This is a genomic window from Nocardia inohanensis NBRC 100128 (genome assembly GCF_001612945.1).
Taxonomy (GTDB): Bacteria; Actinomycetota; Actinomycetes; order Mycobacteriales; family Mycobacteriaceae; genus Nocardia; species Nocardia inohanensis.
In genome coordinates, this window is record NZ_BDBK01000016.1 from 422,767 (window position 1) to 444,807 (window position 22,041).

Annotated in this window: 9 protein-coding genes; 3 read left to right on the forward strand and 6 right to left on the reverse strand. The window is 69.4% G+C overall.

The features are described 5' to 3' along the window. Positions 1-138: 138 nt before the first annotated feature. From ispG to NI1_RS30130, 3 genes are all read left to right on the forward strand, one after another. On the forward strand, positions 139-1,272 hold the full coding sequence (gene ispG / locus NI1_RS30120) for a flavodoxin-dependent (E)-4-hydroxy-3-methylbut-2-enyl-diphosphate synthase (protein ID WP_439957323.1): 1,134 nt from the start codon (positions 139-141) through the stop codon (positions 1,270-1,272). A gap of 70 nt (positions 1,273-1,342) precedes the next feature. Continuing rightward, positions 1,343-2,206 carry a GNAT family N-acetyltransferase gene (locus tag NI1_RS30125; protein ID WP_245663470.1) on the forward strand — a complete coding sequence of 288 codons (864 nt, stop codon included), beginning with the start codon at positions 1,343-1,345 and terminating at the stop codon, positions 2,204-2,206. Positions 2,207-2,292: 86 nt separating this feature from the next. Beyond that, positions 2,293-4,080 carry a penicillin-binding transpeptidase domain-containing protein gene (locus NI1_RS30130; RefSeq protein ID WP_084523935.1) on the forward strand — a complete coding sequence of 596 codons (1,788 nt, stop codon included), beginning with the start codon at positions 2,293-2,295 and terminating at the stop codon, positions 4,078-4,080. A 9-nt stretch (positions 4,081-4,089) separates the two neighbouring features. Here NI1_RS30130 and NI1_RS38240 read toward each other — a convergent pair whose 3' ends face one another. From NI1_RS38240 to NI1_RS30155, 6 genes are all read right to left on the reverse strand, one after another. After that, entirely contained in the window at positions 4,090-4,305 is a 216-nt protein-coding gene (locus tag NI1_RS38240) for a hypothetical protein (RefSeq protein ID WP_157535407.1), read from the reverse strand. 213 nt (positions 4,306-4,518) lie between these two features. Next, positions 4,519-5,031 (reverse strand): peroxynitrite isomerase, encoded by a 513-nt coding sequence (locus NI1_RS30135; RefSeq protein WP_067827385.1) that lies wholly within the window; start codon positions 5,029-5,031, stop codon positions 4,519-4,521. Between the two features lie 117 nt (positions 5,032-5,148). Then, on the reverse strand, positions 5,149-5,970 hold the full coding sequence (locus NI1_RS30140; protein ID WP_067827388.1) for an ABC transporter permease: 822 nt from the start codon (positions 5,968-5,970) through the stop codon (positions 5,149-5,151). A 1-nt stretch (position 5,971) separates the two neighbouring features. After that, on the reverse strand, positions 5,972-6,802 hold the full coding sequence (locus tag NI1_RS30145) for an ABC-2 transporter permease (protein ID WP_245663471.1): 831 nt from the start codon (positions 6,800-6,802) through the stop codon (positions 5,972-5,974). Beyond that, a complete protein-coding gene (locus NI1_RS30150; RefSeq protein WP_084523937.1) occupies positions 6,799-7,788 on the reverse strand; it encodes an ATP-binding cassette domain-containing protein in 990 nt (329 codons plus the stop codon). The genes NI1_RS30145 and NI1_RS30150 overlap by 4 nt, the downstream gene beginning before the upstream one ends. After that, positions 7,785-22,037 carry a non-ribosomal peptide synthetase gene (locus tag NI1_RS30155; protein ID WP_067827391.1) on the reverse strand — a complete coding sequence of 4,751 codons (14,253 nt, stop codon included), beginning with the start codon at positions 22,035-22,037 and terminating at the stop codon, positions 7,785-7,787. The genes NI1_RS30150 and NI1_RS30155 overlap by 4 nt, the downstream gene beginning before the upstream one ends. Positions 22,038-22,041 lie beyond the last annotated feature (4 nt).

Below are 22,041 nucleotides of genomic sequence, written 5' to 3' on the forward strand. Positions count from 1 at the left end.
CTGAACACCCAGCACGGGTACCCTTGTCGCCGCCGTCACAGGGCGACCGGGATACGAGCGTCGGTAAGCTCGGGACCGGATGGGTGAGGACTCGATGAAAGAAGGCAACCGATCGTGAGCAGTGCCATCACATTGGGCATGCCGTCCGCACCGGCGGCTGTGCTCGCCCCGCGTCGTAAGACCCGTCAGCTGATGGTGGGCAATGTGGGCGTGGGTAGTGATTTCCCGGTGTCGGTGCAGTCGATGACGACCACCAAGACCCATGACGTGAACGCGACCTTGCAGCAGATCGCCGAGCTGACCGCCTCCGGCTGCGATATCGTCCGGGTGGCCTGCCCGCGGCAGGAGGACGCGGACGCGCTGCCGATCATTGCCAAGAAGTCCGGTATCCCGGTCATCGCCGATATCCACTTCCAGCCCCGCTACATTTTCGCGGCCATCGACGCGGGATGCGCTGCGGTGCGGGTGAATCCGGGCAATATCAAGGAATTCGACGGCCGCGTCAAAGAGGTCGCCAAGGCGGCCGGCGCGGCGGGCATCCCGATCCGCATCGGCGTGAACGCGGGTTCGCTCGACAAGCGCATGATGGAGAAGTACGGCAAGGCCACCCCGGAGGCCCTCGTCGAGTCGGCGCTGTGGGAGGCGAGCCTGTTCGAGGAGCACGGCTTCGGCGATATCAAGATCTCGGTCAAGCACAACGACCCGGTGATCATGGTCGAGGCGTACCGGCAGCTGGCCGCGAAGTGCGATTACCCGCTGCACCTGGGCGTGACCGAGGCCGGTCCCGCCTTCCAGGGCACCATCAAGTCCGCGACCGCCTTCGGCGCGCTGCTATCGCAGGGCATCGGCGACACCATTCGCGTCTCGCTCTCCGCGCCTCCGGCCGAGGAGGTCAAGGTCGGCGGTCAGATCCTGCAATCGCTGAACCTGCGCCCGCGCAAGCTCGAGATCGTCTCCTGCCCGTCCTGCGGTCGCGCCCAGGTGGACGTCTACACCCTGGCCAACGAGGTCACCGCCGGTCTGGAAGGCATGGAAGTGCCGTTGCGGGTGGCCGTGATGGGCTGCGTCGTGAACGGCCCCGGCGAGGCCCGCGAGGCCGATCTGGGTGTGGCTTCCGGCAACGGCAAGGGCCAGATCTTCGTCAAGGGCGAGGTCATCAAGACCGTCCCCGAGCACCTGATCGTGGAGACCCTGATCGAGGAGGCCATGCGCCTCGCCGAGGAGATGGGCGAGGAGGCCGGCAGCGGCGCTCCCGTCGTCACCGCGAGTTAGAAATCCGGATCGGCGTGCGGTCCGGTGCAATAGTGCGGCGCGTTTTCACACTTTCTGGCAGGCTGTGAACGTGCGGAGTGTGCTGGAGCCGACTCGCCGGGCCAAGCAGTCCGGAGCCCGTCAGCTCGCGAACCGCGATCTGACACAGGTTTTGCGCGTGCTCGACACCGATCCGGTGGCGAGCTGCATGGTGTCCGCGCGCCTCCAGGAGTACGGGCTGGACGCGCGCGGAGTCTACGGTGAGCTGTGGAGCCGGGGTGGTCCGGAGGATTCGCTCTGCTTCTCCGGCGCGAATCTGGTGCCGCTGCGCGGCGGTCCGGAAGATCTGCGCGCCTTCGCCGATCGGGCCGTGCGCGGCGCCCGGGTGTGCTCCTCGGTGGTGGGCCGCCGTGAACTCGCGCTGCCGCTGTGGGAATTGCTGAGCGAGCATTGGGGTCAGCCGCGCGAGCTACGCGACGATCAACCGCTGCTGGCGTTGGAGAAGACCGCGGCCATCGCACCCGATCTGAAGGTGCGCCGGGTGCGGCCGGAGGAGATCGACCGCTATCTGGTGGCGGCCATCGCCATGTTCACCGAGGAGATCGGCGTCGATCCGCGCGCGGGGGACGGCGGTCGCAGCTACCGTCGCCGCGTCTCCAGCCTGATCGAATCCGGCCGGGCCTGGGCGCGTTTCGAAGACGGCGAAGTGGTGTTCAAGGCCGAGGTCGGCGCGCTGTCGCGGCGGACCGGCCAGATCCAGGGCGTGTGGGTGCATCCGGAATTCCGCGGCCGGGGCTACGGCACGGCGGGCACGGCGGCCGTCGCGAACGTGGTGGTGGCCTCGGGCCGCACGGCCAGTCTCTATGTGAACTGCTACAACGAAGTCGCCCGCCGCGCTTACGACAAAGTCGGGTTCCAGCAGGTGGCGACCTTCGCGACCGTGCTGCTGGACTGACGCTCGTCTGTGAGATCGCCGTGAAATCCGTTACGGCACAGTGTGTCGCCGGGGTTTGCCCATAGTTGGCTCTACCATGTGTGCCGATGTCCACACGGGGTATGACCTTGCTGATCGCCGTCGCGGTCACGATAGCCGCAGCCGGATGCGCCTCCGGCCCACAGGGCCCGGCGCAGGCCGCCGACGCCTTCGTCACCGCCTTCGCCGACCATGACGCGCAGGCCGCCGCCGACTTCACCAATCAGCCCGAAAAGGCCGCTCCCGCATTGAGTTCCGCCTGGGAGAACCTGCAAGCCGAGAAGCTCGTCGCGCACACCGGCGACGCCCGCGTCACCGGCGACACCGCCATCGTCGACTACAGCTACGAATGGCATCTGCCCAAGGAGCGGGTGTGGAACTACAAGGGTCAATTGCAGATGGGCCGCACTGACGGCAAGTGGACGGTGCGCTGGAACTCGGCGAATATCCATCCGCAGCTGGGTAATACGCAGACCCTGCAATTGCGCTCCAATCCCGCCCCGCGCGCCCGCGTGAACGAGCGCTCCGGCAGTGATGTGCTGGTGCCGGGACCCATGTACCGGGTGACCTTCAAACGCGTCGCAGGGGCCGATACCGGCGCGGTGGCGCGGGCGCTGTCGGCGGCGCTGCAACCCATCGACGAGAAGCTCACCGCGGATGCCATCTGGTCCGCGGTCCGCCAGGCCGACGGCCCGGTCACCGTCGTCCAGCTCTCGGAATGGGAGTTCGAACAGGTCGGCTCGGACCTGGTGGGGCTGGCCGGGGTCAGTTACAACAAGGAATGGGACATGGTCCCCACCGATCGCCACTTCGCGCCCGACCTGCTCACCCAGGTTCGCAAGACGGTGATCGACGAGGTCGACGGCAAGGCCGGCTGGAGCGTGGTCACCGTCAACTCCAACGGCGCCGATACCGACGTGCTGAAAGAGGTTGAGCCGCAGGCGTCCCCGTCGTTCTCGCTGAGCATCGACCGCTTCGTGCAGAATGCCGCGCAGCGGGCCGTGGACCTGCGCCAGGAGCAGGCCATGATGGTGGTGATCCAGCCGTCCACCGGCGCCATCCTGGCCATCGCGCAGAACTCGGAGGCGGACAGGGACGGTCCGGTGGCGGCCTCGGGCATGTACCCGCCAGGCTCGACCTTCAAGACCGTCACCGCCGCGGCCGCCATGGCCAATGGCGTGGCCACGCCCGACACCGTGGTGCCGTGCCCCAGCCGGATCGTGGTGGGGGAGCGCACGATTCCCAACTACAACCTCTTCTCCGTCGGCGATGTGCCGATGGCGACCGCCTACGAGCGGTCCTGCAATACCGCCTTCGCCAAGATCGCCTCGGAACTGGGCGGGGAGGATCTGCGCAAGACCGCGGCGGCGCTGGGCATCGGCCCGGATTACACCATCGTGGGCCTGCCGACGGTGTCGGGATCGGTGCCGGAGGACGACGATCTGGTGCAGCGCGCCGAGGACGGAATCGGTCAGGGCAAGGTGCTGGTGAGCCCGTTCGGGCTGGCGATGGTGGCCGCGACCGTCGCCAATGGCGCTGTGCCGGTGCCGTATCTGATCTCGGGCCACCCCACCAAGGTCGACGGCGATCATCCGGCGCTCGCCCCGGATGTGGTGAACGGCCTGCGTCTGATGATGCGCAAGGTGGTGCTGGGCGGCACCGCCGAACGCATCGCCGATCAGGGCGAGGTGTACGGCAAGACGGGGGAGGCCGAGGTGGACGGCGGCTCGCACTCGTGGTTCGTGGGTTACCGCGGCGATATGGCCTGGGCGACTTTGGTGGTGCGCGGCGGGAGTTCCGACAACGCGGTGGCGGTGACGCGGGATATGGTCACGGCGTTACCGCCGGGGTACTGAAGTCCTGGGTCAGCGGTCGGCGGGAAACTGCGGGACGCCGGTCGATTCGCGTACGCAGGCCGCGGGATGGATACCGCCGGTGAGGGCTTCGGGGACGTATCGCTGCTGGGCCAGGGTTCGGGCGGGCGGTCCGGCGGTGGAGGCGTCTCCCAGGATCTCGGTGACTCCCGCACCCGCGAGGATCATGCCGGCTGTGGTGAGTAGCAGTAGGGCCGAACGCTTCATATCCTGCTCCCTTGTTCGGGGATGACTCAGGAGACCCGAAAGGTCTGTTTCGGAGAACCGTGTGCGCTTGGGGTTGGCTGACTGTTTGCCGCCGGAAACAAACGGTAATCCGGGCCCATATGCGCAGGCAAGACCCGAGTGTGATCCTGCACACTCGCTCGACGAGAGTGGTGCAGGTCACGGCGAAATTCGCGCCCGAAAAAAAGAAACCGATCAGTTTGAGCGATGCAGGGTGGCGGCCAAGTGATGCTGCAAAGGCTGCTCCACCGCGGCCATGCGCAGCGTGTACCCGAGCGTGTCGCCGGACAGGTCGAAGGTGCGGCCCAGTGCCGTAACCGATTTCGCGGTGGAGCTGCGGCCGATCGAGGTCGAGTCCAGCTCCAGGCGCAAGCCGTCGTCATCGGAGACCAGACGGCCCTCGCAGATCTCGGTGATGCCGGTCGGATGCGCCAGGATCAGTTCGATCCGGTCCCCGCCGATGGCCCGCAGATACCCGGTCTCGCTGTGCATGGGCCGGCTGCCGTCGGCGGCGCGGGTGCGCTGCCGGTAGGTCAGGAAGGGCCGGCCGACATGACCGAAGTGCACTTCCTCCAGGTATTCGAAGGAATCGATGGTCGGGTATTCACCCTGCCCGCGCCCCTTCCAGGTGCCCAGCAGCGGGGCCAGATGGGCGATATCCGGATGGGGTGCGACAGCGGTTTCGGGTTCGAGCACGGCGGCCAGCATAGTTCGCCCCCCGAGTTCCGGCGGTCGGACGACGCGCCCTTGTCCCGGTATTTCCGGAAAGGGGGCTGGATCGGGGGTTTGTGATCGAAAGTCGGGGGCAAAACGGCGGTCCGATGGTCAGCGGCGGCTTGCCCGGCGGTAGCCGTAGGCGGCGGGCAGGGCGAAAAGAATGATCGCGCCGACCGACCAGGCCACCGTCTGCAATAGCGGCCCGGCCAATGGTCCGCCCTCGGCGAGCGCGCGCATGGTGTCGACCGCCACCGACATGGGCTGATTGCGGACCACCGGCTGAATCCAGTCCGGATACGCGCCCAGCGGCACGAATCCGGTGCTGAAGAACATGAGCAGCGAGGTCAGGATGGCGATCGCCTCGACCAGCGTGGATTTGGCGGTGAAGACGGCGATGGCGGTGACGATGGTCGCGAAGGCCAGCCCGAACAGCACCGGCAGCCAGAGGAAGGCGAACGCGGCGAGGGGCCCCTGCCGGAAGCGGAAGCCGAGCGCCGTCCCGAAGGCGACGATGATCAGCGTTCCGGCGAATATCCGGCAACCCTCGGCGAAGATGCGGGCGGCCAATCCGGAGCCGCGATGCACCGGCAGCACCCAGAACCGGGCGAGCAATCCGGCATCCCGTTCCCGGCCCAGCATGACCCCGCTGGCGACGGTCCCCGACAGCGCGCCGACCAGGGTGACCATCGGGACCGAACCGTAGAGGGCGCTGTGATGGGAGAACTTCTCGATCTGATTGCCCACCACGATGTCCAGCATGAGCAGCAGCAGGCACGGGACGATCAGCGTCTCCAGCAGCGTGATGGGATCGCGGCCCCAGCGCAGCAGCAGCCGCTGGGTCTGAATCCAGGTGTGCCGCAGCAGCGCCGGCGCGGACGCTTCGGGAACGCTGATGGTGTCGTCGGGTGCGGTGGCGTCGAGGGTGGCCATGTCACGACCTCTTCATGTTCAGCCGGACGGTGAAGTACAGCGACAGCGCGATGATGGCGGCGCACCACAGCAGCGGCGGGGTCAGCACCGCGTCGGTGACCACGGTGAAGCGCGGTGGTTTGTCGCCGCCGAGCGCTCGCAACCCGTACGCGAACTGCGAGACCGGCTGATTGCGCACGAAAGCCTGGACCCAGTGCGGGAATTGGGTGGCGGGAGCCAGGCCGGTGGAGAGCATACCGAGGATGAGTGGCGGCAGCACCAGCATCTGGGTGGTGGCCTCGGGGCTCTTGGTGACGGTGCCGATGACATCCGCGCCCAGACAGAAAGCGATGCCGATGAGCATGCCCAGCGCCACGAAACCGATGGTGTGCGACCAGGGTCCGTAGAACCGGAAGCCGATGACGTGCACGCAGATCAGCGCGGTGATCATGGCCACGGTGAGCCGGAAGACGTTGGCGGCCATCCGCGCCGCGGTCGGGATCAGCGGATGCATGGGCATGGCGTCGAAGCGGCGATCCAGGCCCGAGACCATATCGGTGGCCGCGCGGAAGGCCGCGGAGATGGCGGTGAAGGCGGCGGCTTGCAGGATCACGATGGGCGCCATGAACTGGGCGTAGCTGCTGAATCCGGTGCCGGAGAACGACATCACGCGATTGAGCGGAATGTAGAAGCTCACGGTGAAGGAGGCGGGCGCGAGGATCGAGGTGAGGATCTCGCCGGTGGTGACGGCCGGGACGATGAGCCGCAGCGTCAGCACCCACCACTGCTGCAAGGTCCCCGGGGTGGCGCGGGCGGCGGTCAGCCACGCGCTCGGGGCGGCGGTGGCGGTCACGAGTCCGCTCCCTCGAGTGGATCTCTGTCGGTCGGATAGCCGGTGAGCGTGAGGAATACGTCGTCGAGGGAGGGGCGGCGCAGCGCGATGTCGACCAGTTCCAGTCCGGCGCTGTCGAGTCGGCGCAGCGCCTCGGCGAGGGTCTTCGCGCCCTCCGGCGCCGGGATGGCGAGCCGGTCCGAATCCCCGGACAGCGCTTCCCGGTTGGCGGCGGGCAGCAGATCGCCGAGTGCGCGGACGATCTCCGGCAGCTCCTCCAGCCGCAAGGGCACCACCTCGCAATAGCTGCCGCCGGTGCGCGCCTTGAGTTCGTCGGCGGTGCCGTCGGCGATCACCACGCCGTGGTCGATGACGATGATCCGGTCGCACAACGCGTCTGCCTCCTCCAGGTACTGGGTGGTCAGCAGCGTGGTGATGCCGTGCTTGCGGAATCCGCCCACCAGATCCCAAACCCCTTGGCGGCTACGGGGATCCAAACCGGTGGTGGGTTCGTCCAGGAACACCACCTCCGGCCGCACCACCAGCCCGCAGGCGATATCGATGCGCCGCCGCATACCGCCGGAGTAGGTGCCGACCCGTCGCCCGGCCGCCGCGTCCAGATCGAATTCGGCGATCAGTTCGTCGGCGCGGACCTTGGCGGCACGCTTGCGCAGACCCATCAGCCGCCCGAACATGACCAGGTTCTCGTAACCGCTCAAAGCATCGTCCAGCGCGGCGAACTGACCGGTCAGCATGATGCTGCGCCGCACCGCCGCCGCATCGCCGGTGACGTCGTGCCCGGCCACCAGTGCGCGCCCGGCATCGGGGGAGATGAGGGTGGACAGAATATTGACGGTGGTGGTCTTGCCCGCGCCGTTGGGTCCGAGAATGCCGAGCACCTCGCCGGGTGCGGCCTTGAAGGTGATGCCGCGCAACGCTCGCACCGCACCGAAGGATTTCTCGACGCCTTCGACGACCACGCCGTCCACGCCGCTGCCGGGTTTCACTGGGTTCCTCCGAGATATTCGTCGAGGAGTGCGGCGATGGCCGCCAGCGCATCCGGCGCGGTGAGTTCCTCGTGGGTGGCCTCGATGTCGTGGCTGGTGATCTCGCCCGTGATCCAGGGATGCCAGCCCTGCGGTCCGAAGATCTCCTGACGGTCCACGGTGGCGCTGAAATACAGTGCGTCACCGTGATATACCGGCCGCTGATAGCCGGTACGGGTGCGGGCGGACGCGTTGTAGGAGGCGGCCATGCGCTCCAAAGTCGTTGCGTCCACCAGGGATACGCCGCCCATGCGATCGCGGATCAGGTCCGCGGCCTCCTGCGCGGTGGCGTCGGCGGGCATATCGGTGATGCCGAAGACCGATCCGAAGGCGGCGACGAACGAACCGGCGGTGAGCTTTTCGATGCTGTGGCCGTCGATATCGGTGCTGTCGGCGTCCAGTAGCACCAGTGCGCCCATCTCGGCGCCCTGCTCCTTCAGCTGCACCGCGACCGCGTGCGCGATCAGCCCGCCGAAGGACCAGCCGAGCACGTGGTAGGGGCCTTCGGGTTGCAGGCGGCGGATTTCGCGGGCGTAACGCTCGGCGAAGTCCTCGATGCTGTCGGCGTGGGCGTCGCCGGACAGGTCGGGGGCTTGCAGGCCGTAGATGGGACGGCCGGGCGCCAGCTGCTCGGCGAAACCGAGGTAGGTCCAGGCGATTCCGGAGGAGGGGTGGATGCAGAACAGGGCGGGGCGTTCGCCGCCGAGGCGAATCGGCAGCACCACGTCGAGGCCGAGGCCGGGCGACGAATCCGCCTGTGCGGCGGCGAGTTCGGCTTCGGCCGCGGCTCGCGCCCGGTCGGTCATGAACCGCACTTCTGCGGCGGCGGCTTCCTGCGCGGCGGGTGAGGCGGCGAAATCGGCTGCCGCAGTCAGGGTTTCCACCCACAGCCAGGCCAGCGCCGCCACATCGCCGCGCCCCAGCAGCGTGCCCGGATAGGTGAAGGTGGCCTGCATGCGGTCACCGACCACCACGGCATTGATCTCGACCTCGGCGGTCACCGGGACGTCCGGGCTCTCGGGGGCGTGCAGGTCGCCGAGTTCGTCGGTCGGCAGCCAGCCCAGCCCTTCCAGTCCGGCCGGGATATCGGCGGCGGCGTAGCGGCCCAGATAGTTGAACCCGATCCGCCCGGGTACCCGCCGCGGCAGCTGCGATCCGGTTTCGTCGTTCAGATAGCGCAGCAGCCCGTACCCGATGCCCTTGTCCGGGACATCGAGCAGCTGATGCTTGACCGCGCGGATCACCTCACCCATTCCCGGGCCGCCGGTGCGCGCCGCCTCGAGATCGATGCCCGGCAGGTCCAGCCGGACCGGGTACACGGTGGTGAACCAGCCGATGGTGCGGGACAGGTCCGCGCCCGGAACGATCTCCTGCTGTCGTCCATGTCCTTCCATACGGATCAGCACCGAATCGGGTTCGTTTCCGTTCGATCCGCGCCAGCGCTGCACGGCCAGCGCCAGGGCCGCGAGCAGGGCATCCTCGACGGTGCCGTCGAACAGGCCCGGCAAGGTGGTGAGCAGCGCGGTGGTGACCTCCTCGGGCACCGTGATGTCGATGGCCCGCACCCGCGCGGCGGTGTCGATGCCCGGATCGAGTTCGCGCGGGCCGATGGCCGGGTCGGCGGTGGCGGCGACAGCGCGCCAGTACTCGAGTTCGGCGGTGCGGGACGGGCGCCGCGCCTCCTCGTGCAGGGCGTGCGCCCAGCGCCGCACCGAGGTCCCGGGTTCGGCGAGCACCGGATCGGCGCCGCCGGAGAGCTGCGCCCAGGCCGCGATCAGATCGGGCACCAGGATGCGCCAGGAGACGCCGTCGATGACCAGGTGATGGGCCACCAGAATGAGGCGGCCGGCGTGCTGGGGGTCGACCGGATCCAGCCACACCAGTTGCAGCATGACGCCCTCGGCGGGATCGAGGCGCTCGAACGCGGAATCCAATTCGGTGGCGGCGTATTCGCGCAGCTCCACGGCGCTGGCGGTGCTGAATTCGATGCGATGCAGCACCTTGTCCACCTCGACCGTGCCGGGTTCGCCGGTGCTCAGCCGCCACTGCCCGTCCTGCTGCCGCAACCGGGCCCGCAGCATGTCGTGCCGATCGACCACGGCGGTGACGGTGGCGACGATCTGCTCGCGGGTGATGCCGCGCGGCATCTCCAGTACGGCGGTCTGGGCGAAGCGGCCGAAGTCGCCGCCGCGCTCCAGCATCCAGGACACGATGGGCGTCAACGGGATGTCGCCGACCCCGCCGCCCGGCAGCTCCTCCAGCACGATGGCCTCGCCGGCCTCCTCGGCGAGGGCGGCCAGCGCGGCGACGGTGCGATGCTCGAACACCTGCAAGGGGCTCAGTTCGAGGCCGTGCAGCCGTGCCCGCGACACCAGCTGGATGGCCAGGATGCTGTCGCCGCCGAGCGCGAAGAACGAATCGTGCACCCCGACGCGATCGCGCCCGAGCAGTTCGGCGACAATGGCGGCCAGGGCCTTCTCGGTCGCCGTGGACGGGGCCCGGTACTCGGTTTCGGCTTCGAAAACCGGTTCCGGCAAGGCTTTCCGATCCAGTTTGCCCACCGCGTTGAGTGGGACCGCATCGAGCACGACGAACGCCGACGGGACCATATACCCCGGCAGGCTGTCGGCGGCATGCGCGCGGATCGCCGTGAGATCCAGCTCGCGGCCGCCCTCCGGCAGCAGGTAGGCCGCCAGCGCGGTCGCCCCGCCGGGCCCGGAAACGCCCAGGGTGACAGCGAATTCCACGCCCTCGGCGCGCGCCAGCACCGCGTCGATCTCACCGAGTTCGATGCGCTGACCACGCACCTTCACCTGGAAGTCGGTGCGCCCCAGGTACTCCAGCGTCGGCAGGTGCAGATCGCCGGTCCAGCGCACCAGGTCGCCGGTGCGATACATCCGCGCACCGGGGCCGCCGTAGGGATTGGTGACGAAGCGGCCCGCCGTCAGCGCGGGCCGTGCGTGATACCCGCGTGCCAAGGCCGGACCGGCGAGGTACAGCTCCCCGGCCACCCCCATCGGCACCGGACGCAGCCGATCATCGAGCACCAGTGTCTCGGCGCCCCGGATCGGCCGCCCGATGGTGACCGGCTGCCCAGGGCGCAAAGGCGTGGAAGCCGTTGCCCAGATGGTGAATTCGGTCGGTCCGTACAGGTTGACCAGCATCCGGCCGGGAGCCCACTTCTCCACCAGCTCCGGCCCGATCGCCTCACCGGCCACCGCGAGCACCCGCACGCTGGTGACCACCGCCGGATCCATGGTCGCCAGCGCCGACGGGGTGATCACCAAGTGTGTGACCTGATGCGCGGCAATGAGATCCGACAGGGCCTCGCCACCGAACACATCCGGCGGCGAGATCACCGCCGTGCCCCCGGCCCCGAACGCCATCAGCGCCTCGAACGCGGAGGCGTCGAAACTCGGCGACGCGACCTGCAATACCCGCGAATTCTCGTCCAGCCCCAGCAATTCCCGCTGCGCCGCAACCAGATCCGCGATTCCGCCGTGCGATACCGAAACGCCCTTCGGCATGCCGGTGGATCCGGAGGTGTAGATCAGCCATGCCGGATGATCAGCCGACGCCGTCGGTGGCCGCAGTCGCGAACCACCGGGCCGGATCGCCGATTGCCCGGTGCGCGCGAAGAACTGCGGCGGCCGCGCGCCGCCCTGAGCCCGCGGCGCCGCCTGCGGCGGGCGCGGACCCGACTGCGGTACGCGCGGTCCGCCCGGCGCCGAACGCGGCTCGGGCTGTGCCCAGCGGAATCCCCGTTGTCCGGCGCGCGGTTCGAAATGCGGTGGCCGTGCACCGGACCCCGAGGGGCGGAGTCCGGGGCGCGGCGCTCCCGGGTGCGGCCGCATCGGCCGCGGTTCGGGGTCCGTGGATTCCCGCTGCTGCGCCCGGAGCGCCGGCGCGGGGGTGAGCGATTGCCTGTCGTCGAGGACGAGCCAGGTGACGGTGTCCGGCAGCACCTCGCGGTGGGCGGAGATCGTCAGGCCCAGCAGGGCGCCGGAATCGGAGAGCATGTGTTCGATGCGGTCGAGCGGATACCGGGGGTCGACGGGGACGAAGGCCGCGCCGACCTTGGCGGTGGCCCAGATGGCGGTGAGCAGTTCCACGCCGCGCGAGAGCGCCAGGGCGACAACCGTTTCCGGTCCCGCACCGGCCGCGGTGAGGTGCCTGGCCAGCCGTGCGGAGTCGGCATCCAAACGCCGGTAGGACAGGCTGCGGCCCGCGGCGATGACGGCGGTGTGATCCGGACGCGTCGCGGCGGCGTCCTGCAATACCTCGGCGAGGGTGCGGGTGCCGGTGGTGCGCGGTCCGCGGCGGGGCACCAGCGCGGCGCGTTCTGAGTCGTCGAGCAGGTCGATATCGGAGATCCGGATATCCGGGTCGGCGGTGATCGCGTCGAGCACGCGCCGCCAGCGGGTGAGCAGCAGTGCGGCCGTGGCCTCGTCGAACAGATCCACGGCGTAGGTGAGCGTGCCGTCCAGTCCGGTCGTCGCGCCGGGGGCGGGTTCACGCAGGTCGAAGGTGAGATCGAACTGCGAGGCGTCGCGGACGATCGGCTCGACTTCCACTCGCAGACCGGGGAATTCGAGCACCGGGGCGGTGAAGTTCTGCAAGGACAGCGACACCTGGAACAACGGATGATGCGCGGTCGATCGCGCCGGATCCAGCACCTGCACCAGCCGCTCGAACGGCACGTCCGCATTGGCGAACGCATCCAGATCGGCCGTCCGCACCTGGGCCAGGAACTCCCGGAACCCCAGGCTCGGATCGACCGGCGTCCGCAAGGCGAGCGTATTGACGAACATCCCGACCATATCGTCGAGCGCCGCCTCACCCCGCCCGGACATGGCGGTGCCCACCAGCACATCCGGCGTCCCCGCCAGCCGCGACAGCAGCACGGCCAGCGCGGCATGCACGACCATGAACAAACTGCTCTCGGTCCGTGCCGCCAATTCCCCCAGCGCCCCGTGCATCTCGCTCTCGATGCCGAACGCCAGATCCGCGCTCCGCATACTCTGCACCGCCGGCCGCGGCCGGTCCGTCGGCAACTCCAGTACATCCGGAGTCCCCGCCAGCCGCTCACTCCAGTACCGAACCTGCTGAGCCGCAACGGATTCCGGATCCCGATCGTCGCCCAGCAATTCCCGTTGCCACAACGAGTAATCGGAGTACTGCACCCGCAACTCCGGTCGCACGTCCTCCGCCCCGGCGCACCGCGCCAGATACGCGCCCACCAGATCCGCGGCCAACGGGGCCATGGACGCGCCGTCCGCACTGATGTGATGCACGACCAGCACCACGACGTGCACATCATCGCTTCGCGAATCCGCGCCCACGGCCGTGGGACTCGGCCCGCGCTCCCCGGACTCGGCGGAAATCACCGGATCGGTCGTCGCGCCGCCCGCACCTGGCCGGGCCGGATCGCCCGGCACAGATGCTGCCCGGCTACTGGTTTCGGCGGCCGGCCCTGCCGACTCGGTTGTCGTCGGTCGCCTTGTCGCCGCCGTCCCCGGAGTTGCGGGACGCTGCTCGTGCTGCCGGTACCGGCCGAAGTCGGCCGCGTCGGCGGGCACGGCGGTGTGTTCCGCGGATGCCGGTGCCGACTTGCCGAATCGCCCGGCGTTCGCTCGATCCGGCGCGGCCGTCGTCTCGTCGGGATCGGTTCGCCGGCCGGACCGGGGCGCGCCCGCCCGTTCCAGTTCGGTGCGTGCGAACGACGCCGTCGCGGCGGCGCGATCCGCCTCGCTGAGCGCCAGCTTCACGGTGGACGACTCGGTCACGGTGAGCGGGCGGACCTGGCCGCCCGGTGTCTCCTGCGGAGCGGCCGGGCTTTCGCCGGGGCCGGGCGGGGGCGGCGGGACCTGCGCGCGCGCCGCCGAATCCGCGTCCAGGAAGTACCCGGGCTGCAAGGTTTCGTCGGGGTCCGCTGTCGAAACATCCGGCGCGGCAGCATCGGCCGCTTCGACGATCCGGAGCAGGCCGACGCGGAGGGGGGATTCGCGGGTGAGGTCGAAGCCGGCGCCGGTGAGCTCGTCGATGCGATCGCGCAGGGGCGCGCCGTCTTCGGTGTCGACGACCAGCAGTTCGGGGGTGGCGGCTTCGGCGTTCACCACGATCTGGCGCGGGCCCTCGGTATCGGCAGGGTAGATCGTGCGCAGCGTCTCGTGCCGCGCCACCACATCGGCGATCGCGAGGCGGAGGGCATCGAGATCCAGTGCGCCGGTGAGCCGTAGCGCCGCGGTGATGTTGTACGCCGCCGAGCTGGGATCCATGCGGTTGAGCACCCACATGCGCTGCTGGGCGGGGGAGAGGGGGACGCGATCCGGCCGGATGCGCGGGGCCAGGGCGGGACGGCCGATGAACCCGCCGAAGGGCAGCTCGCCCGCGGGAGTGATGCGGGCGGACAGCTGCGCGACGGTCGGTGCGTCGAACAGGTCGCGCAGCGCGATCGTCGCACCGAGAGCGGCGTTCACGCGAGCGACGACCCGGGTGGCGCTGAGTGAATTGCCGCCGAGTTCGAAGAAAGAGCGGTCGATGCTGACCTGGTCGGTGCCGAGGATTTCGGCGAAGACCTTCGAGACAGCGGTCTCCACCGCGCTCCGGGGCGCGAGATAGCGTTCTTGCAGACTGGTGAAGTCCGGTGGGGTGAGGGCGTTTCGATCGAGTTTGCCGACCGGTGTCAAAGGGACGTCGTCGAGTTCGATGATGTAACTGGGCACCATGTAGCCGGGCAGCGCACCGGCCACGCGGGTGCGCAAGAGTTCGGTGTCGAGGCGTTCGCCTTCGACGGGAACCACGTAGGACACCAGCACGGTCTGCCCGCCCGGCCCCGGACAGCCCAGCGTTGCCGCGTATTCGACTTGATCGTCGGCGGACAGCACCGCGTCGATCTCCCCGAGTTCGATGCGCAGGCCGCGGATCTTGACCTGGAAGTCGCTGCGCCCCTGGTATTCCAGTTCCAGCCGGGTTTCGTCGGCGCTCTTGGCCTCGACCCAGCGCACCATATCGCCGGTGCGATACATGCGGGTGCCGGGTGCGCCGTACGGGTTCGTCACGAAACGCGCTGCGGTGAGCGCGAACCGGTTGAAGTACCCGCGCGCCAAGGCCGGTCCGGCCAGGTACAGCTCACCGGTGATGCCCACCGGCACCGGCCGCAGCCAGGTGTCGAGCACCATGGCCTGCGCGCCGCGAATCGGTTCGCCGATGGTGATCGGCTCACCTGGTCGCAGCTCACCCGGACCGGTCGCCCAGATGCTGAATTCCGTTGGCCCGTACAGGTTCACCATCCGCCGCCCGGGCGACCAGGCCGCGACCAGCTCCGGCCCGGCCGCCTCGCCCGCGACCGCCAGGTTTTGCAGATGCGTGAGCCCGGCCGGGTTCATGGTGGCCAGCACCGACGGCGTGATCACCGCGTGCGTCACCCGCTGCTCCCGCAGCAGCGCCTCGAGTTCGCTGCCGCCGTACACATCCGGTGGCGAGATGACCAGCCGCCCGCCCATGGCATGCGCCATCAGCAGCTCGTGCACGGAGGCGTCGAAGCTGGGCGAGGCCACCTGCAAGGGGCTGGAGGTCTCGTTCAGGTCGAGCGCGGTCTCCTGCTGGGCGATGAGATTGGCGATGCCGCGATGGCTGAGCAGGACGGCCTTGGGTTTGCCGGTGGATCCGGAGGTGTAGATGAGATACGCGGTCTGGCTCAGATCGATCGGCCCGCCGCGTTCGGCGTCGGTGATCGGTGCGTCCGACACGGTCATCACGCGCCGGATGGTGTTGAGGTCGTCCAGCAGCAGCCAGTCGATGGTGCCCGGCAGCGATTCGCCGACCGCGCACACCGTCACCCCGATCGGGGCCTGCGAATCGGTGAGAATGTGCTCGATTCGCTCCACCGGATAGTTGGGGTCCAGGGGCAGGAACGCCGCACCGGTCTTGGCCAGCGCCCACACCGCCACCACCGACTCCACCGACCGGGTCAGCGCCAGCACCACGAACACCTCGCGGCCGACCCCGCGGCTCAGCAGCAGCCGGGCGAAGCGGTTGGACCAGGTGTCGAGATCGCGATAGCTCATGCTGTGCGCGCCGGAGCTGATCGCGATGGCATCCGGGTTCACGCTCGCGCCGGCGGCCAGGATCTGCGGCAGGGTGCGCATCGGCATCGGTTCGCCGCCGCGCACCGGCAGCAGCGAGCGCCGTTCGGAGGGTTCGCAGTGCTGTAGTTGCGCGACCCGGCGATTCGGGTGTTCGGCGATCTGGTCGAGCAGCAGGACGAACCGTTCCAGCAGCCGCCGCGCCGCCGCTTCGGGCAGCTGGTCGGCCATGAATTTGACGGTGATCTGGAGGCTCTCGGCCCCGTCGGCGTCGCGTTGCGGGATCACCATCAGGTTCAGCGGGTACGGCGTGGCATCGGTGCCGCTCACATCCAGGATCCGCATGCCCGCGATATCCATTGCCCGCGAGAGGGTTTCGCGGTCGATCGGATACGACTCGAAGACGGTCAGGGTGTCGAACAGTTCGGGCAACCCCACCGCCTGGTGGATGGCGGCCAGCCCGACATGCTGATGATCCAGCAGCCGCGCCTGCTCACCCTGCACCCGCGCCAGCAGTGCGGCCACCCGCTCACCGGGATCCAGCCGCACCCGCACCGGCAGGGTGTTGATGAACAGGCCGACCATCTCCTCGACGCCGGTCAGCTGGGGCGGGCGGCCGGAGACGGTGCCGCCGAAGATGACATCGGTGCGTCCGGTGAGCATGGTCAGCAGCAGTGCCCACGCGGCCTGTACGCCGGTGTTCACCGTGGCGCCCGCCGCGCGGACGGCGGCCTCCAGTCGCGTCAGGTGCGCGGTGCTGAAATCGACTGTCACCATGCCGGATTCGGTGGAGGTGAGCCCGGCGAGGGTGGGAATCGCGCGGGTTGGCGCATCGACTCCGGCGAGGGCCTCGCGCCACGCGGCGATCGATGCGGCATCGTCCTGCTCGTCCAGCCAGGCCAGGAATTCGCGATACGAATGCGCGGGCGCGCCGCCGATCTCGTGCCCGGTGACGGCGGACAGATACCCGGACAGCAGTTCCCGCACCACCAGCGGCGTGGACCAACCATCAAGCACCAGATGGTGATTCGTCATCAGCAGCGTGTAGGTCTCGGCGCCCGTGCGAATCAAGGTGAACCGCAGCAGCGGCGGCCGCGCCAGATCGAACCTGGTCCCGCCATCCACCGCGACCAGTCGCTCCAGCTCCCGTTGCCGTTCGGCCGCCTCCGGGATATGGCTCAAATCCACCTCCTGCCAAGGGATCTCGGCGGCGTCGACCACCAGCTGCCGGGGCCCGTCCGAGGTCTCGGTGAACGCGACCCGCAGCACCTCGTGCCGGTCCAGCAATGCCTGGGCGGCGGCCCGCAAACGCGGCGCTTCCACCCGCCCGGCCAGCGACAAGCGGGTCTGCACGGTGTACCCGTCGGCGGTGTCGTTGTCGTACTTGGCATGGAACAGCAGTCCGTACTGCAATGGCGACAGCGGCCAGACGTCGGTGAGCCCGGGGTAAGCCTGTTCCCAGTCGTCGATCTGCGACTGACGCACCGCGACCAGCGGGAAGTCGGAGGGCGTATGCCCGCCCGCCTCGACCTGCCGGGCATGAGTGGTGAGCGCGGTGAGCGCCTGCGCCCACAGCGCGGCGAACTCCCGCACGCGCGCCTCGGTGAACAGTCGCGAGGCGTACGCCCAGGTGACCTCGAGGCCGGCGTCGGTGAGGAAGGCATTGATGTCGACGGCCGCGGCGAGTGGCGCGCGGTCATCGTTGGTGGCGGTGAATCGTGCGGGCAGCCAAGGTGTTTCGACGCCCTCGCCGCCGGTACCGGTGCGGCCCAGATAGTTGAAGCTCAGCTGTGGAACCGGCGCATGACCCAGTCCGGCATCAGCATCGAGATACCGCAGCATCCCGTACCCGACACCCTTGTCCGGTATCGCGCGCAACTGTTCCTTGACGGCCTTCAACGCCGCCCCCGCCGCCGCTCCACCCCGGAACGCATCCTCGAGATCGATGCCGGTGAGGTCCAAGGCCACCGGATACACACTGGTGAACCAGCCGGCGGTACGCGAGACATCGGCCCCGGGCAGCAAAGCTTCCTCACGCCCATGTCCTTCCAGCGTGAGCAGGGTGCGCGGGGTGGTCCGTACCCGCGCCGCTGCCATGGCGAGCGCGGTCAGCAGCGCGTCATCCACGCCGCAGTGGAAACGCTCCGGAACGAGTTCCAATGCCGCCGAAGCGATCTCGGCGTCGACCACGGTCCGCGTCTGCCCCATGGTGGCGACGGTGTCCCTGCGCGGATCGAACGCGTGCGTATCCAGCGGCGGATCCGGCGTCTCCAGAACCCGCTGCCACAAAGCTGTTTCGCCTCGCCGCAGCTCCACCTGCTCCAACTGCCCGTGCGCCCACCGCCGGAACGAAGTCCCCACCGGTTGCAGCTCACCCCCGGCCCAAGCGGTCGCCAGATCCGGCAGCAGCACCCGCCAGGTGATCCCATCCGTCACCAGATGATGCAGCACCACCCACAACAGCGGCCCCGCCCCACCCCGCTCGATCAATACGAACCGCGCCATCACCCGCCCCGCCGGATCCAGCCGATCCGCGGCCCACTGCAATTCCGCCTCCACATCGGAATCACCGCCCGCCCGTACGACATCGACCAGATCCTCGGCCCGCACCGACCCCACCGCCCCGACGGTCCATTCCCATTCCCGGTCCGAGTCGAAACCCGCCTCTGCGCTCTCGGACCGCGGGCGTCGGCTGGAATCTCCGGTACCCGAGGCTCGGACCAGCTTGCTGCGCAAGACATCGTGCCGGTCGAGCAGCGCCTGCACCGCCGGAACCAACCGGTCGCGATCCACTTCCTGCGGCAGCGGGATCAACGCGGCCTGTGCGTACCGCCGCCAGGTCGGCCCGTGCTCCAGCATCGCGTGCACGACCGGTGTCAGCGGAATCGGCCCGATCCCGCCCCCGGGCAGCTCGTGCACCTGCGGTGCGGTCGCATCCGTCGCCACTGCCGCCAGGGCCGCAACAGTCTTGTGCTCGAACACATCCCGGGCCCGCAAGCCGAGCCCGGCCGACTTGGCGCGCGCCACCAGCTGAATCGCGACGATGCTGTCTCCGCCGAGTGCGAAGAAGTTGTCATCCGCGCCGACCGACTCCACGCCCAGCACCGCGGCGAACACGCCCGCCAGCACCTGTTCCCGCTCCGTCACCGGCGCCCGCCCGGCCGTAGCGCGGGTGGTGAAGTCGGGCTCGGGCAGCGCCCGCCGGTCGACCTTTCCCGCAGGGGTCAACGGCAGCGCATCCAGCACCATGACGACAGCGGGCACCATATGTGCCGGAAGCTGCTGTGCCACGGTTGCTTTCACTGCTTCGGGGTCGACGGTGACCGCCGCCGAAGGCTCGACGGAGTCCGCCGCGCGTTCCGGTGAAACCGGAGCGGCCGAGACCCGCATGACATCGGCATCGCCGGTCGGGGCCGGTCCGGGCAGCACGTAAGTCACCAGGGCCGTCGCGCCACCCGGCGTGGTCGCGCCGACGGTGATCGCCACCTGCACCCCCGGATGCCGCGCGACCGCCGCATCGATCTCGCCGAGTTCGATGCGGAAGCCGCGCACCTTGACCTGGGTGTCGCTGCGGCCGCCGAACTCCAGCTCCCATTGGCCTTTGCGACGTACCCAGCGCACCAGGTCGCCGGTGCGGTAGAGCCGTTCACCTGCCGCGAAAGGGTTCGCGACGAAGCGTTCGGCGGTGAATCCGATGCGCTGGTGGTATCCGCGCGCCAGGCCGTCGCCGCCGAGGTACAGCTCACCGGTGACGCCGTGCGGGACCGGGCGGAGCCAGGGGTCGAGGACGACCGCCCGCGCGCCGCGTGACGGTCCGCCGATGGTGATCGCGTCACCGGGGGCGAGCGGGGCGCTGAGGGTGGCGGTGACCGTGGTTTCGGTGGGGCCGTAGCCGTTGAGCACGGTGCGGCCGGCCCAGCGGACGGGGAGTTCGGGTGGGCAGGCGTCGCCGCCGACCACGACGGTGCGCAGGCGGGGCAGGGTGTCGGGGTCGAGGGAACCCGCTACGGCAGGCGTCACGTTCAAATGCGTGACTTCGAGGGCGCGGAGCACGCGCGCCAGGTCGTCGCCCGCGTAGGCGGCGGGCGGGACCACGGCGACGGTCGCGCCGACCGCGAAGGCGATCAGCAGTTCTTCCACCGAGATGTCGAAGCTCGGGGAGACCGCGTGCGCCACGACCGCATCGGCGGCGACGCCGAAGGCCGCACCGGATCCGCTCGCCAGGTTCGCCAGGCCGCGATGGGTGACGCCGACGCCCTTGGGCAGACCGGTGGAGCCGGAGGTGTAGATGAGATAGGCGAGCTGGTCGAGGTGGACCGGGGTGCTGCGGTCGGCATCGGTGATCGGCGCGGAGCTGGCCGACTCGAGCTGCCGCTCGGTTTCGGGATCGTCGAGTACCAGCCACCGCACCCGGTCCGGCAGCGCCGTGCGCGCGGCCGCGACCGTCACGCCCGCCACCACCCCGCTGTCGGTGACCATGTGCTCGATCCGGTCCTTCGGATACCCCGGATCGATCGGCACGAAGGCCGCGCCGGTCTGCGCCACCGCCCAGGTCGCCAGCACCGACTCCGCCGAACGCGGGATCGAAATCGCCACCGGCCGTTCGGGTCCCGCTCCCGCCGCGATCAGCACTCGCGCGAGCCGCGCGCAGTACTCGCTCAATTCCTGGTACGTGTAAGCCGACCCGTCCACCCGCATGGCGATGGCCGAGGGCGCGTGATGCGCTCCGGCCGTGAGGATTTCGGGCAGCGTACGAGGCTGCGCCGGCGTTCGGCCGTAGGCGGGGACGAGCTCTGCCCGCTCGCGCTCCGAAACCGCCGCGACCCCGGTCAGCGGTCCGTCGAGCCCGGCCGCGAGGAAGCGGTGCAGGAAGTCGAGGAATCGCGCGTGCAGTCCGGTCAGCTCGGCGTCCCCGTACCGGTTCGGGTTGGCCTGGAAGTCGATGTGCGTGCGTTCCCCGCCGGTCCCGGGATACACATTGACGAACAGATCGTCGATCAGCCCCGAGGTCAGCACATGCAGCCGCCCGGTCACCCCGCTCAGGCGGATGCGGGTATCGGCCAGCATGAGGTTGACGGTCGGCCCGAAGCCGGCCATCTCGTCCATCGCCCAGCCGAGATCGCGGATGATGTCTTCCTGCCGGTACCGCTGCCGGCGCAGCGCCGCGGTCAGCTCGTTCTGGGTGGCCCGGATCAGCATGCCGACGGTGGCGGTGGGCATGGGGTGCAGCCGCAACGGCACCACATTGGCCACCATTCCGCCGGAGCGGCGCAGGTGGGCGGTGGTGCGCCCGGACACCGGCAGGCTGAGCACGATCTCGCCGCTGCCGGTCATCGCGCCGACGAACGCGGCGAACGCGGCCACGACGATCGGGGCGGCGCTGGTGGAGAGTTCGGCGGCGACGGCGTCCAGCAGGGTGGCGGTCGCGTCGGGCAGCGCGCCCGACAGCAGCCGGGGGTGCGCGTCCACGGCGCCGGTGCGCCGGCCCAGGAAGGCGGGCTCGGCCATCCCCGTCAGATGCTCTCGCCAGTACTGCCGGTCCGCCGCCAGCTTGTCCGAATCCCGGTATGCCGCATCGGCTTCCACAATGTGCTGAAGCGGCTGCGCCTTGCCTTCCGGGATCTGCTCACCCCGGGCGGCCGCGTTGTAGATCTCCCCGGTGCGCTGCAACATGGTCAGCGCGCCCACCCCGTCGAGCAGGATGTGGTGGAACCGCGAATACCACCACCACCGGTCCTCGGCCAGCCGCAGCATGGCGACCTTGCACAACCGGTCCCGCGTCATATCCAGCGGCGCGGTGTACTCGGCCCGCATCCAGGCCCGCGCGGCCGCCGCCGGATCCGCCTCGTCCCGGAAGTCCACGGTGTCGATGCGATCGTCGAGGCTGGTGTCGACGAGTTGCCAAGGCAGCTCGTCGATTTCGAGCAGCCGCAGATATCCGGTCCCGAACTCGCGTCCGGCCTGCCGGGCGGCGTCGGCGAGCAGCTCGATATCCACCGCCCCGTCGAATTCGACGTATTGGGCGATGGAGATCGGGGTGTCACCGGCCAGATGCTGTGCGAACCAGATGCCGCGCTGGGCCGCGGACAGGGCGAAGGGCGACGTGGGGGAGCTGGAAGCCATTTAA

What these genes read in the sequence shown, in the direction of transcription:
- NI1_RS30155 (WP_067827391.1), bottom strand. Translation starts at nt 22,037, where the DNA reads ATGGCTTCCAGCTCCCCCACGTCGCCCTTCGCCCTGTCCGCGGCCCAG.
- NI1_RS30130 (WP_084523935.1), top strand. Translation starts at nt 2,293, where the DNA reads ATGTCCACACGGGGTATGACCTTGCTGATCGCCGTCGCGGTCACGATA.
- NI1_RS30135 (WP_067827385.1), bottom strand. Translation starts at nt 5,031, where the DNA reads ATGCTGGCCGCCGTGCTCGAACCCGAAACCGCTGTCGCACCCCATCCG.
- NI1_RS30140 (WP_067827388.1), bottom strand. Translation starts at nt 5,970, where the DNA reads ATGGCCACCCTCGACGCCACCGCACCCGACGACACCATCAGCGTTCCC.
- ispG (WP_439957323.1), top strand. Translation starts at nt 139, where the DNA reads ATGCCGTCCGCACCGGCGGCTGTGCTCGCCCCGCGTCGTAAGACCCGT.
- NI1_RS38240 (WP_157535407.1), bottom strand. Translation starts at nt 4,305, where the DNA reads ATGAAGCGTTCGGCCCTACTGCTACTCACCACAGCCGGCATGATCCTC.